Annotated in this window: 11 protein-coding genes; 5 read left to right on the forward strand and 6 right to left on the reverse strand. The window is 58.8% G+C overall.

All coding sequences use genetic code 11. The features are described from left to right. Nucleotides 1–163 precede the first annotated feature (163 nt). Both ACQ4MY_RS07365 and ACQ4MY_RS07370 read right to left on the reverse strand, forming a co-directional pair. Nucleotides 164–2998 (reverse strand): RHS repeat domain-containing protein, encoded by a 2835-nt coding sequence (locus tag ACQ4MY_RS07365; protein ID WP_440094586.1) that lies wholly within the window; start codon nucleotides 2996–2998, stop codon nucleotides 164–166. A gap of 309 nt (nucleotides 2999–3307) precedes the next feature. Continuing rightward, on the reverse strand, nucleotides 3308–4831 hold the full coding sequence (locus ACQ4MY_RS07370) for a fumarate hydratase (RefSeq protein WP_008080438.1): 1524 nt from the start codon (nucleotides 4829–4831) through the stop codon (nucleotides 3308–3310). 415 nt (nucleotides 4832–5246) lie between these two features. Between ACQ4MY_RS07370 and ACQ4MY_RS07375 the strand changes: the two genes are divergently transcribed. The 3 genes from ACQ4MY_RS07375 (at nucleotide 5247) to ACQ4MY_RS07385 (ending at nucleotide 8327) form a co-directional block, all read left to right on the forward strand. Continuing rightward, on the forward strand, nucleotides 5247–6353 hold the full coding sequence (locus ACQ4MY_RS07375; protein ID WP_045123086.1) for a GGDEF domain-containing protein: 1107 nt from the start codon (nucleotides 5247–5249) through the stop codon (nucleotides 6351–6353). After that, nucleotides 6346–7281, forward strand: coding sequence for an iron-sulfur-binding ferredoxin reductase (locus tag ACQ4MY_RS07380; RefSeq protein WP_440094589.1), 936 nt, complete (start codon nucleotides 6346–6348; stop codon nucleotides 7279–7281). The genes ACQ4MY_RS07375 and ACQ4MY_RS07380 overlap by 8 nt, the downstream gene beginning before the upstream one ends. Nucleotides 7282–7577: 296 nt before the next feature. Next, on the forward strand, nucleotides 7578–8327 hold the full coding sequence (locus ACQ4MY_RS07385) for an enoyl-CoA hydratase-related protein (protein ID WP_440094591.1): 750 nt from the start codon (nucleotides 7578–7580) through the stop codon (nucleotides 8325–8327). A gap of 141 nt (nucleotides 8328–8468) precedes the next feature. Here ACQ4MY_RS07385 and pyk read toward each other — a convergent pair whose 3' ends face one another. Next, entirely contained in the window at nucleotides 8469–9920 is a 1452-nt protein-coding gene (pyk, locus tag ACQ4MY_RS07390; RefSeq protein ID WP_008080434.1) for a pyruvate kinase, read from the reverse strand. 198 nt (nucleotides 9921–10118) lie between these two features. On the opposite strand from pyk, the gene ACQ4MY_RS07395 reads away from it, so the two are divergent. Then, complete coding sequence (locus ACQ4MY_RS07395) at nucleotides 10119–10505, forward strand: tetratricopeptide repeat protein (RefSeq protein WP_158831119.1); 387 nt, start codon at nucleotides 10119–10121, stop codon at nucleotides 10503–10505. A gap of 230 nt (nucleotides 10506–10735) precedes the next feature. Beyond that, nucleotides 10736–11095 (forward strand): PilZ domain-containing protein, encoded by a 360-nt coding sequence (locus ACQ4MY_RS07400; RefSeq protein ID WP_440094593.1) that lies wholly within the window; start codon nucleotides 10736–10738, stop codon nucleotides 11093–11095. 70 nt (nucleotides 11096–11165) lie between these two features. Here ACQ4MY_RS07400 and ACQ4MY_RS07405 read toward each other — a convergent pair whose 3' ends face one another. The 3 genes from ACQ4MY_RS07405 to ACQ4MY_RS07415 all read right to left on the reverse strand — a co-directional run bounded on the left by ACQ4MY_RS07405 (nucleotide 11166) and on the right by ACQ4MY_RS07415 (nucleotide 13834). After that, nucleotides 11166–11543, reverse strand: coding sequence for a DUF6124 family protein (locus tag ACQ4MY_RS07405; RefSeq protein ID WP_440094595.1), 378 nt, complete (start codon nucleotides 11541–11543; stop codon nucleotides 11166–11168). Between the two features lie 540 nt (nucleotides 11544–12083). Beyond that, complete coding sequence (locus ACQ4MY_RS07410; RefSeq protein ID WP_440094763.1) at nucleotides 12084–12299, reverse strand: hypothetical protein; 216 nt, start codon at nucleotides 12297–12299, stop codon at nucleotides 12084–12086. Between the two features lie 203 nt (nucleotides 12300–12502). After that, nucleotides 12503–13834, reverse strand: a complete 1332-nt coding sequence (locus ACQ4MY_RS07415; protein WP_440094596.1) for a DUF58 domain-containing protein — start codon at nucleotides 13832–13834, stop codon at nucleotides 12503–12505. Nucleotides 13835–13914: the final 80 nt, after the last annotated feature.

Genomic DNA, 13914 nt, shown 5'->3' on the forward strand with positions numbered 1-13914 from the left:
GAACGCCAAGCTAACAAAGCGCCTGTTACGTGACACCTGTCAGATCTGACAGGTGTGAGGGGCTGGCTTTTGTCGCAGACGAAAAACAGCCCGGCAGGTCATCGCTGATTCCCGGGCTTTCTGTGAGTTGACGGCAGTTTTCTCGGCGAAAAATTCACTCGCTTCATGCCGCCGCTTTACGCTGAGCGACGTGTGATCTAACCGCATGACCGAGATCTTCCAATCCCGCGTGGACTTCGAAGGTTCTATGCCACAGGCCTTGAATTTGCGCATCGTTGCCAGTGCTTGCAGGCAGCGCATTCTGGAATTCCACAATATTGATCATGCCTGACTGGATCTCTTCGGCGAGATCTTCAATATTAGTGGCAAAGGTTGCCATTTTTTCCAGTGACTTCATTTGGAGGGCACCGAGGGTCTCACTGATGACTTCCGGCAAAGCGAGCAAGAAGCCCACGCCCGCGCTCATTGCACCGATTGCTTCGGAGGGGACACTCGTTATTGTCGCTTTCATCAGTTCGCTCGCACCTTTATCCGTCACTTCTTTGCCAAGCTTCAACTGTCCTTTTTGCGATTTGGGATTCATGTTCTGGTATTTGGCCAGCAGGTATTGATCTGGATTCATCAGTTTGTGTTCGGCTTTACGGATGATTTTTTCAGCTGACAGCTTGGACGTTTTCAGATTGACCGATGCACTGCCACCGGTTTTTTCCGCGATGTAATCCACCCCGGCGCTGACGCCAATTTTTGCGGCGTATCCCATGCCCACGCCTATTGCGTTGCCCACACCGGGAGCGACAAGCCCCAGCGCCTGTGTACCAACGCCAACGGCTATTCCGGCGCCATAACTGACCCCCTTGCCGAGGAGTAACACCAGCGTTCTACGCAAGGTTGCCAATGCAACATCGCCATCTGATCCCATCCGCTCAAGCTGGCCAGAAGCATCACGCATGCGTAGTTTGGTCAGGCCCAGAATTTCATCCTGACGCCTCATGTGATGCTCCAACTGCAGTCTGATGCGGCGTGTCGCATTCTGCTGGCTGCGCATGGACTGGCGTTCGTTGCCACGCTGAAAAAAACGAGCTTCGCTGGCTTTCCAATCAGCCGCGGTCGGCAACTGAAAAGCTTCTCCTGCCAGGCCTGTGGTATCGCTGAAACCGATCGGGTTGTTACCGACAAACGCATACAGATTCAGCCCATCCACATCCCCCGCCGGATCGGCACTGACCCAGCGCTGCAGCCACGGCGCGTAGTAGCGCGCCCCGTAGTAATAGAGGCCACTGACGTCCATCTCTTTGCCGGAGTAGCGGATGAACTTGTACGCCACTTCGATCAGCGAGCGTGCCGCCATCCAGGCAGTAGCGCCGAACGAGTAGTAACCCTCATGACTGATCATTCGGCCCTGATGGTCAAGCTCCATCGTGCTTGAGCCCAGATGGTCTTCGAGGGTGTAGCGCATTTGATTCTGCTCGACCCCTGAGGGTGGTGACGTGAGCCAATGCAGACAACGCACGCTGCCGATGCCGGTGGCGAGCGTGATCACGTGCAACGCTTCACCGTTGTCTTTGCTGCGGATCTCCAGGCCGGGCAGGTAGCGCACTGCGTGAAAGTGTTTGCCGCCATCGTGTGTGTGGCGCTTGTACACCCGGGCGCCCTGGCTGTACTCATAAAATTCTTCGTCGTCAGGCAGATTGTCGCGTGCTACCAGCGTGATTTTTTCCAGTTGATCGCGTGTATTCCATTGCAGAGGCTGGCCCGCTTGCAGCATCTGCTGATTGCCATGGCGGTCGAACAGCGTGTCGAAATCCGGCTCGGGATCGTTGTCGTTGCAGCGCACGCCACGGTTGCTGTTCGGGTCGATACGCATGCGCCGGGTATGGTTGGCGCCGTCGCGAACGTGGCGAAGCTCGACAAGATTGTTGCCGTGATCGTAGGTGTACGTCTGGACGTAGTTGCGTCGGTCGTTGGGATCGGTCGGTTGCGGGCGACCGGGATTGTCCCGTGGCACCGCGTCGTCGTAACCGCTGGCGCTGAGCAAACGGTACAGCGAGTCGTAACTGAAATCGCGAGCGCCGTCGACGCGTTGATTGGCAAAGTAAGTCGGTGTGAAGGTATGGTCGAAAATTCGGGTGATGTTGCCGACCCGGTCATAGCTGTACTCGGAATCCTGCAGCGGTGACTGTTGGCCGATGCGTGCCGTGTGTCGATGCAGCCGGCCATCCGCCGCAGCGTATTGCCAACGGCTAGTCACGCCGTTGCCGGCCTCTTGCTCAATGACCTGACCGGCCGCGTTGTATTGCGCGTTGAGTTGAACGGTTTGCCAGGTTGCTTGCGCGTTGAGTTGCAGCTGCACCTGTTGGATCTGCCCGGCCAGGTCGTAGCGAAATTGTTGCTGATGGCCGCCGGCATCGAGGTGTGCAAGCACTGCGCTCAAAGGGCTGTAGGTGCGCGCACTGGTGAACGACTGGTTGTCAGGGGAAGTGAACGTGTCGCGCAGCAAAGCGCCGGTCATTGCATAACTTTCGCAATCGATGCGACCCGACGGATCGACCTGATTGAGCAATTGCCCGCGCAGGTTCATCAATGCGTTGGCCGAGCCGTCGGCATACACGAAGGTCTCGACGTTCGGCTGCTGGTTTTCTTCCCGCGCCACAACGCGCAATAGTTGATCGTAACGGGTACGCCAGACGTTACCGCGTTGGTCATGATGCTCCAGTGTTTCCCCGGCCAGCCCTGGAAGGCTCAAACGCCAGCCGGCATCGACACTGCTGATCTTCAATGCCGCACCGTTCAGCCCATATACGGTGCTGAGGTTCGGTTCGGAAAGCCGCGAGTCCCATTGCCGGGTTACGCGCCCGGCTCCGTCGAACGCTTGTCGGCTCAGCAATGCAATGGCCGGTTCATTGGCGATCGCGCGCAAGTATGCGACCTGACGAACCGGTAAGCCTCGACCGTCGTTTACCGTGACGGAGGGGGTGCCTTGGTGAACTTCACGGTTCATCAGCGCCGGGGCCGCGAGTATGGATTTGCTGTAAATGGGTTGCCTGCACCGTTGTGTATTTCAGTGCACGTCAGCGTCATGGACATGCCTCGGGCGATTTCGTAGGTCATGGTTCCATCCGGTGTGCGAAGACGCAGATGGACCAACGCTAGCAGGCCACATCGTCCAGGTAACCTGTCAGGTCTGACAGGTCAGGCGATTCTTTTAGTTCGAAAAAACCACGCTGTGGATTTTTCATAACCATCAGCCAATCGATAAAAAAGGCCGGGCTCTCTTTCGAGAGGCCGGCCTTATTCGCAGCGTAAACGCTTACTGCACTTCGACCGCCAGGCTTTCGCTGATCTTCTGTTGCCAGATCGCCGGACCGGTGATGTGTACCGATTCACCCTTGCTGTCTACCGCAACGGTGACCGGCATGTCCTTGACCTCGAACTCGTAGATCGCTTCCATGCCCAGTTCGGCGAACGCCAACACTTGCGACTTCTTGATCGCTTGCGCCACCAGGTAAGCAGCGCCGCCGACAGCCATCAGGTACACGGCTTTGTTGTCTTTGATCGCTTCGATCGCGGTCGGGCCGCGCTCGGACTTGCCGATCATGCCCAGCAGACCGGTTTGCTCAAGGATCTGACGAGTGAACTTGTCCATCCGCGTTGCGGTGGTCGGGCCAGCCGGGCCAACCACTTCGTCACCGACCGGATCAACCGGGCCAACGTAGTAGATGAAGCGACCTTTGAGGTCGACCGGCAGGGTTTCACCTTTGTTGAGCATCTCGACCATGCGCTTGTGCGCGGCGTCGCGACCGGTGAGCATTTTGCCGTTGAGCAGGACGGTTTCGCCCGGCTTCCAGCTTTGCACGTCTTCCGGGGTCAGGGTGTCGAGGTTGACGCGACGGGCCGACGGGCCGGCTTCCCAGACGATTTCCGGGTAGGCGTCCAGCGGTGGCGCTTCCAGCGAGGCTGGACCTGTACCGTCGAGCACGAAGTGTGCGTGACGGGTGGCGGCGCAGTTCGGGATCATGCACACCGGCAGCGAGGCGGCGTGGGTCGGGTAGTCCATGATCTTCACGTCGAGCACGGTGGTCAGGCCACCGAGGCCCTGGGCGCCGATGCCCAACTGGTTGACCTTCTCGAACAGCTCCAGACGCATTTCTTCGATGCGGTTCTGTGGGCCACGGGCTTTCAGCTCGTGGATGTCGATGGATTCCATCAACACTTCCTTGGCCATCACCGCGGCTTTCTCGGCGGTGCCGCCGATGCCGATGCCGAGCATGCCCGGTGGGCACCAGCCGGCGCCCATGGTCGGAACGGTCTTGAGTACCCAGTCAACGATCGAGTCGGACGGGTTGAGCATGGCCATTTTCGACTTGTTCTCGGAACCGCCGCCCTTGGCCGCCACGTCCACTTCCACGGTGTTGCCCGGGACGATGGAGTAGTGAATCACGGCAGGGGTGTTGTCCTTGGTGTTTTTCCGAGCGCCCGCCGGGTCGGCGAGGATCGAGGCACGCAGGACGTTTTCCGGCAGGTTGTAGGCGCGACGCACGCCTTCGTTGATCATGTCGTCCAGGCCCATGGTGGCGCCATCCCAACGCACGTCCATGCCGACGCGCACGAACACGGTAACGATACCGGTGTCCTGGCAGATCGGGCGATGGCCAGTGGCGCACATGCGCGAGTTGATCAGGATCTGTGCCATCGAGTCACGCGCCGCTGGCGATTCTTCGCGCAGGTAGGCTTCGTGCATCGCCTGGATGAAATCCACGGGGTGGTAATAGGAAATGAACTGCAGGGCGTCGGCAACGCTCTGAATCAGGTCGTCTTGCTTGATCACGGTCATGAGTCGCGCTCCTCTAAAAGACGGGAACATTCAATAAGGTGCCTGCGGCTTGGGTGCATCGGTCGGTCGCAAGCACCTTTCAAGGCACGCCGGGGCTGCTGGCGCGACGCTAAAAAGGCGCGGCAGTATACCGCGCCTCGGTGGGGCATACACGCGCCGGCAGTCATTCGTTGGTCGCATGTCTTTCGCATAATCCTGCAGGCGCTGCCGCAGGCTGCGATCTTTTGATTTTGTTTTTAAGGTCAAGATCAGAAGATCGCAGCCTGCGGCAGCTCCTACACTGGATATGTGGGTTTTTGACGTCAATTTTCGGGCCTGAAAATCGGTGGTCATTTATCGACCGGGCCTCTAAAGTGGCAGCCGGTCTGTAGAGTAGGACACTCGGTCAGCCTCCTATCGCACGGTGAGTCAACGATTGACCCATAACGCCATTCAACGTCTTTTAATGAAACGTTTTGCCCTCGCTGCAGCCACCTATGGATTGGCTTTGCTGCTGCTGTGGCTGGCGTTTTTTACCGGTCATTACGACCAGACCCTGAGTTCTGTTGTCATCGGCAGCGCGCTGGTGGTGATCAGTCAGGCGACCCTGTTCGGGCTGTTCTGGAGCGGGCGCAACCAGCGCTTTGCCGACCCCAGCCTGACCGAAGTGCAGGTGCTGCTCGGGCTTGGCTGGCAGACCTGGCTGATCGCCCATCTGGACGAGGCGCGGGGCGCCTTTCTGGTGTTTTATGTGCTCATCCTGCTGTTTGGCCTGTTCCATCTCAGTCGACGCGCGTTCATTCGCTGCGCGCTGATGGTGTTTTTCAGTTTCTCGGCGATCACCCTATGGGATGGCTACTACTTCCTCTTGCCCGAGCCTGCGCTGGCGGCATTGCAGGTGTGCATTCTGGCGATGGTGCTGGCGTGGCTGGTGCTTTACGCACGTTTCGTGCAGATCTCGCGGCAGCGCATGCGCCAGCGCCGGTTTGCCTTGCAGGCGCATCAGGACACGTTGCGCGGGATGATGCGCCAGCTCGAAGACCTGGTGGCCACTGACGAACTGACCGGGCTGTTCAATCGCCGGCACTTTCTGCGCCTGGCCTCGCGTGAATTGAATGCGATGGACAGCGATGTGGCCCACGGTCTGGCGTTGATCGATCTCGACCACTTCAAACGCATCAACGACCTGCACGGCCATGCCGCCGGCGATCAGGTGTTGCAGGCCTTCGCCGGTGTCGCCCAGGCGTGTCTGCGCGACGGCGATGTGCTGGCGCGTTACGGTGGTGAGGAGTTTGTGGTGTTGCTGCCCGATTGCAATGCCGAACGGCTGACCGCATGTTGTGAGCGCTTGCGCATTGCCTTCACTGATGTCGAATTGATCGGCCTGGATGTGCGCAATCTCAGCCTGTCGGCCGGCATGACCCTGTTGGAACTGGGCGATGATCTCGATGACGCCTTGCAACGCGCCGATCAGGCGCTTTACCGGGCCAAGCGTGACGGCCGTAATCGTTGCGCGGCCGCGTGGGAGAACGCCGATGCCTGAACTTCGTGTCGGTGAACAACACTGGTCGGTGGTGACGGGCAGCAACCTGCTCGACGCCCTCAATCAAAACGGTGTCGCCGTGCCTTACAGTTGCCGCGCCGGCAGTTGTCATGCGTGTCTGGTGCAATGCGTGCAAGGTCTGCCGGCTGACAGTCGACCGGACGCCTTGAGCGCCGAGCAGCGTCAGCAGGGCTGGCGCCTGGCGTGTCAGTGCCAGGTGGTTGAAGACTTGCAGGTGCACACCTTCGACCCGATTGCCGACGGTCGCCCGGCGGTGGTCGAAGCCCTGGACTGGCTCAGCGACAACGTCCTGCGCCTGCGCCTCGTCCCGCAACGGCAGTTGCGCTACAGCGCCGGGCAACATTTGGTGCTGTGGATTGATCACATCGCTCGGCCGTACTCGCTGGCGAGCCTGCCCGAAGAAGACCGCTTTCTTGAATTCCACCTTGATTGCCGCCAGCCCGGCGAGTTCAGCGATGCCGCGCGGCGCTTGCAGATCGGCGATCCGATCCGCCTCGGCGAACTGCGCGGCGGCGCCTTGCATTACGACCCGGACTGGCACGACCGGCCGCTGTGGCTGCTCGCCGCTGGCACCGGGTTGGGGCCGTTGTTCGGCGTGCTGCGCGAAGCCTTGCGCCAGGATCACCAAGGCGCGATCCGCGTCATTCACCTGGCCCATGATGAGCGTGAACACTATCTGGCCAAACCCCTTGCCGCGCTGGCTGCGCAGCGAGAAAACCTCAGCGTCGAGCTATGGACGGCGGCCGAGTCAGCCGCCGCTTTGGCGCAACTGCGGCTTGTCTCCCGGCAAACCCTGGCCTTAGTCTGCGGTTCGACGGCCAGTGTCGACGCCTTCGCCAGGCGCCTGTACCTGGCCGGACTGCCGCGTAATCAGCTGCTGGCCGACGTATTCCTGTCCCGCGGTTGAGCGCTAATGCTTATCGGGTTTCATAGGTTCTTTGTGGCCAAGTCTTTATGGTCAGAGGATTTTTTGTGGCAAGGGGATTTATGTGGCAAGGGGATTTTGTGGCGAGGGGATTTATCCCCGTTTGAGTGCGCAGCGCTCGCAAGATTTTGGGGCCGCTGCGCAGCCCAGCGGGGATAAATCCCCTCGCCACAACAATCCCCTTGCCACAAAAGCCCCCTAGCCACAGAAGTCCCCTGGCCACAGAAGGCACTATCCCCATTTGACCTTCGCAAGCCCGACTATCGCCGAGAGACGCCATGACCGAAGCCATCCTGCTGGAACGTGAACGCGGTTTGCTCACCCTGCGCCTCAATCGCCCCGACAAGAAAAACGCCCTGACCCGGGCGATGTACAGCCGTTTGGCTGAGGCGTTGAAGCAAGCCGACAGCGACCCCGAGATTAACGCCGTGCTGATCACCGGCAGCGCTGAGTGTTTCACCGCCGGCAACGACATCGCCGACTTCATCCAGCAACCGCCGAGCGACCTCGACAGCCCGGTGTTCCACTTCATGCTCAACCTGCTTGAGTGCCGCAAACCGGTGATTGCCGCCGTGGCGGGCGCCGCAGTGGGCATTGGCACCACGTTATTGCTGCATTGCGATCTGGTCTACGTGGCCCGCGATGCACGGTTGCGTATGCCGTTCGTCAACCTTGGCCTGTGCCCGGAATTCGGCTCCAGCTTGATCCTCCCGCGCTTGCTCGGCCAGGCCAAAGCGGCGGAGTTGTTGTTGCTCGGTGAAGGCTTCAGCGGTGAACAGGCGGCGCAGTGGGGGATTGCCACCGAAGCGTTGGGCAGCGGCGCTGCGGCGTTGAGCAAGGCGCGGGAGATGGCGCTGCGTTTCGACGAACTGCCGAGCGAAGCGGTGCGTATCAGCAAGCAATTGATGAAGGCCCCGGATCGCGAGTTGATCCGCAGGGTGATCGAGGAGGAGGGCGTGCTGTTTACCCAACGCCTGACGTCGCCGGAAGCGTTGGCGGCGTTGACCGGATTCATCAAACGACATTAAAAGATCGCAGCCTGCGGCAGCTCCTACAGGTGAGTGTCAGGCAATGTAGGAGCTGCCGAAGGCTGCGATCTTTTGATCTTCTTGAATGAAAAAACCCCGCCATTCACATGGCAGGGCTCTTGTCTTTCAACAACCGATCACTCAGACCTGTGGGTCGCCCACGTGCAGGATCTTCATGCCGTTGGTACCGCCGGTGGTGTGGTAGCTGTCGCCCTTGGTCAGGATGACCCAGTCGCCTTTTTCCACAACGCCGCGCTTGACCAGCTCGTCGATCGCCTTCTGGCTGACTTCGTGCGGTTCCAGCGAAGCCGGATCGAACGGTACGGTGTACACGCCACGGAACATCGCGGCGCGCGCCTGGGTTTCGCGGTGCGGCGAGAACGCATAGATCGGCACCGAAGAACGGATGCGCGACATGATCAGCGGGGTGTAGCCACTTTCGGTCAGCGCGATAATCGCTTTAACGCCCGGGAAGTGGTTGGCGGTGTACATGGTCGCCAGTGCGATGCTTTCGTCGCAACGGGTGAATTCCTTGCCGATGCGGTGGCTGGAAGTCTTGCCAGTCGGGTGCTTTTCGGCGCCGACGCAGATGCGCGCCATCGCTTGCACGGCTTCCAGCGGGTACAGACCTGCTGCGGATTCAGCAGACAACATCACGGCGTCGGTGTAGTCGAGCACGGCGTTGGCCACGTCGGACACTTCGGCGCGAGTCGGCATCGGGTTCTGGATCATCGACTCCATCATCTGGGTCGCGACGATCACAGCCTTGTTGTGGCGGCGTGCGTGCAGAATGATTTTCTTCTGAATGCCCACCAGCTCGGCGTCGCCGATTTCCACACCCAAGTCACCACGAGCAACCATCACCGCGTCGGAGGCCTTGATCAGGCCGTCGAGGGTTTCGTCGTCGGCTACGGCTTCGGCGCGTTCGATCTTCGCCACCAGCCAGGCAGTACCGCCGGCTTCGTCGCGCAGTTGACGGGCGTATTCCATGTCGGCAGCGTCACGCGGGAAGGATACCGCGAGGTAATCGACTTCCATTTCAGCGGCGAGCTTGATGTCGGCCTTGTCTTTTTCAGTCAGGGCCGGCGCGGTCAGGCCGCCACCGCGACGGTTGATGCCTTTGTGGTCGGACAGCGGGCCGCCGATGGTCACGGTGCAATGCAATGCGTCGTCAGTTTGGGTATCAACGCGCATCACCACACGGCCGTCGTCGAGCAGCAGCTCGTCGCCTACGCCGCAGTCCTTGACCAGATCCGGGTAGTCGATGCCGACCACTTGCTGGTTGCCTTCGGTCAACGGATGGCTGGTGGAGAAGGTGAACTTGTCACCGATCTTCAGCTCGATCTTCTTGTTGGCGAATTTGGCGATACGGATTTTCGGGCCTTGCAGGTCACCCAGCAGGGCGACGAAGCGACCGTGCTTGGCGGCAATGTCACGCACCAGTTTCGCGCGAGCCTTGTGCTCGTCGGGGGTGCCGTGGGAGAAGTTCAGACGGGCAACGTCCAGGCCAGCCAGAATCAGCTGTTCGAGAACTTCCGGCGAGTTACTGGCCGGGCCAAGGGTAGCGACGATTTTGGTACGACGGACGGACATGCAAAGACTCCTGAGTTCAAGCGCAAGCGAAGGCTACTATGCTCTTGGGGTGTAGTCATTGTTCGAATGCACTACTTTTTGTGAAGGGCTTTGTTATTACTTTCTTTATTGAACGCGACGAACGCGACAATCGGCACAAACCGTTCTGAAGATTTCCGGCGCAAGGTCGATACAGAGCACAAGACAGGAGAACCCCCCATGCGATTGTTGCCCATTGCCGCCCTTGCCCTCAGCGTCCTCGCCGTCACGGGCTGCACCCGTTGGTCGATGAACCACCATTTGAACAACGCCTACAGCGCCTATGATCGCGGCAATTGCGAGCAGGTCATGCTGGAGCTGTCCAAGGTCGAGCGCGCCAGCCGTGCCCGCCCGTACGTGTGGCCGGAAGTGTCGATGATGCGCGGCCAGTGCCTGGAACGGCAGAAAATGTTTGTTGATGCTGCGCAAACCTATCAGTTCATCATGGCCTCGTACCCGAACAGCGAATACGCCTACCGCGCCCGCGCCCGCCTGGAAACCTTGCAGAGCCTGGGCCATTACCCAACGCGCAGTGCTGCAGCCGTGGTACGCCCGACGCGTTTTTGATGACAGTTGTCATACAAACGCTGGCCGTGTCTACAGGCTGAGCTATAGTCGAATGATCCGGTTTCAGCGCGTTGGCGCTGTTCCGGGGCAACACCTGCGACTGGCAAGTGGTCAAGTGACGGCGAGGTAGCGATCGGCACACCGGAAGCGGGGAGAGCGGGCCTGCAAGGCAGGTTCGTTCCGAAGCAAAAGTGCGGCTCCGTGACGGAGCCCTGCCTGGCGAACTGCGCATGTTTACCGACCGCCGAATCGAACGGCATCAACTGCCGTACTTTCTGAGAGTGTTCAACAGCATCACCGACAAACCGATCGGCTTTCTCGGCAACGTCTCCGAAGACGGGCTGATGCTCATCAGCCAGTTACCGATGATGATCGGTGTGGATTTCAAGCTGCGTCTGAAAATTCCCATGGATGAAGGCTGCCAGCAGGTCATCGACCTGACGGCGTGTTGCCTGTGGTGCCATGAAGACGCGACCCCGCAGCATTATGACGCGGGTTTCAGCCTGCACCGGCCGCCGCCGGAGTACGGGCAACTGGTGCAGGCGTTGAAGCAGTACTTCAGTTTTCAGCCGCTGCCAGCTTCCGCCTGATACAGCAAACGCCAAAGCCAAAGATCGCAGCCTGCGGCAGTTCCTGCAGAGGGCTGCGATCTTTTGGTCTTCATCCGTTCATGGCAACTGCGCGCTCACTGTCGAGCACCTTCTCCGCCAACAACAACCCCATCTCGCTCAACTGATAAATCGCCATCGCCAAGTGCCGTGGTTTGTCTTCTAGGCTGTCCGCCAGATCCAGCAAAAGAATGCTCACCGACGAAAACGTTTCGTAGGTCTGGATGGCGATGGCTTCGGGATTGATGTCGGGGGCGACGACGAACATTTGCATGGCGCGATCAACGGAGTTGTGCATGGCAGGATGGGGTTTGAGGTAGTGGTCGAGCGCGCGTTCGGCAGCTTCGTGGAGCTTTTTTGAATCGGGGGAGGCGTAGGGTGATGTATCGACGGAATCTATCTCAGGAGGACTCGTGGATGCCTTTGTCATTGCCTTGTTTCCTTTTATTAGGTGCTGCCTCCGCTTCGCGACTAAATGAAGGGAGGCAGCTATGTGCAGGTTAGTCGACCGGTGGAAACAAGGCTTTTCCGGCGCACCCGAAGGTGCCCTGCACACAGCCACCATCAAGTACGGGAGTAGGAAACCCGACCGGATGAAGCCTTGCACCTTGTCTCATATCAGGCGACTAAACCTGGCCGCTGAATGTCAGCGACAATGCCTAATCTAAGCGGCATCCCTTAGAGTGTCAGTCAGCCCATTCCGGTGACTGCGTAGGCAACGGCACCAAACCTTGTAGTCTTAATTCCCGAATGCCAAGGGAAGTTTTCAAACTCCCGAAAACTGTCGGACCTTATGGCTACGTGCATCTACCAGATGTGCTTAAAAAGTAGACGGGCCTCGCAAATTTTCTGAAGTCGTGGCAGGCGGGTTTTTGAATTGAGGTCGCTGGGGCCAAATCTCTGGAGAAATTTTGATCTTGTGGTTCCCTTGAATGGCCCCAGCCGAAGTTTGAACACGTAGCTAATCCATTTATTTGAGGTTTCTTCCTTTGATCTTTGCTATGCCCTGCTTTATGTAGCCAGCATTTTCACCAACCCTACATAGCGCACCTCGGACGTTTTCACCGACGTCCGTAAAGCCTTCCTTTTCTACTTGTAGTGCTAACTCCATAAGGGCCGCCTCTAACCCAAGCTGATTCTCATAGATCCTTTCCAGTACATCGGATAACGAATATTCAGGTGACATAGCTTCGATTCCTTTCGAAAAAAAGAAAGCATAGCACCAGTTTTTTGGGAGGGTGGAAAGCACTGAAAGGGTTGAAGTGCTCGATTGATTACGATTGTCAGCAATCTTTTTAATGCAAAGGGTGTGAGTGTTTTTTTTCACACATCTAGCACCCACGTACGATTTCTATCAGCTGAGCGTTGATGGGACGGAAAGTCGAACGTTCAAAACGAGCCAGACTTCTTCCAGCTCAAATAGCGTGTTACCAGCTCAGTCCCCAATGCCTGAGGCTGTGCATCCAGAGTCGTAACGCTATTAGCGATCAGATGTTCATGACACTCGTTGCGTGAATTCAAATAGTCAACAGTCCCGCAATATGCCAGCGCCTCATCTAACGTTTGAACGGGCGTCTGCTGCAGCTGGTCAATCGCGGATTCGCGCAGACTTGCGACTAGCACCCGATGATGCTTTCTCAGGCGCTTGACCGCGTTCAGCAGTTCTTCATCGTCCTCCTCGCGCACATTGGTCACCAGCACCACCAGCGCTCGGCGTTTCTGCCGGGCCAGCAGTGGACGGATCGCCGCCTGATAGTCCGCCGGGCGTTGACTGCTGTCGAGGTCGTAAACACTGTTGAGCAAAACGTTGAGCTGCCCGGTGCCCTTGATTGGCGCAAGGTAACGCGGATGCTCAGCGGCGAACGTGCACATGCCCACCGCATCACCCTGACGCAACGCCACATAACTGAGCAGCAGACAGGCGTTCAGCGCATGGTCAAAGTGCGACAGTTCATCGTCCTGGCTGCGCATGTTGCGTCCGCAATCGAGCAAGAAGATGATCTGCTGATCACGTTCGTCCTGATACTCACGGGCGATCGGTGTGCGCTGGCGGGCGGTAGCTTTCCAGTCGATCTGACGCAAGCTGTCGCCTTCACGGAATTCGCGCAGTTGATGGAATTCCAGACCCTGACCACGGCGCTGTTTTTGCCGCACGCCGAGCTGGCTGAGCCAGTTGTCCACCGCCAGCAGTTCACCCCCATAGAGCCGGGCGAAATCCGGGTAGACGCGGGCGTGACCGGTGACGTCGAGCAGGCGTTTGCCTGACCATAAACCTAGTGGGCTCGGCAGGTTGATTTCGCAGTGTTCGAAGCTGAAGTGCCCACGTTTGAGGGCGCGCAGGCGGTAGCCGATGTGGCTGATTTTGCCGGGTTGCAATTCGACGTTCAGCGGCAGGTTCTCAAAAATCAGGCCGTCCGGCACGTGGTCGAAGAGTTGCAGGTGCAGCGGCTCGCTGAAGTCGTGTTCCACCTCCAGGCGTACTTCGCCCCAGCGCCCGAGCGCGAGGCTGCCGGGCATTTGCCGTTTGACGCGAATGGCGGGCAGGCGCTTGAGGCGCAGCGCATCGATGGCGGCGAGCGTCAGCAGGGCGAGCAGCAAGCCCCAGTTGATCGCCGGCAGGCTCGGAGGGAGCTCGATTTGCAGTGCCTGCAAGGTGCCGAGGACGATGCCGATGGCCAGTAGCAGGGTTAGCCAGATCAATAGGAGTTTTGATGGTTTCATGGCTTGGCACCGGGCTGTTTGTTGAAAAGATCGCAGCCTTCGGCAGCTCCTACATGGAACATCTGTAGGAGCTGCCGAAG

The organism is Pseudomonas sp. SM4, from assembly GCF_051913165.1.
Lineage (GTDB): Bacteria > Pseudomonadota > Gammaproteobacteria > Pseudomonadales > Pseudomonadaceae > Aquipseudomonas.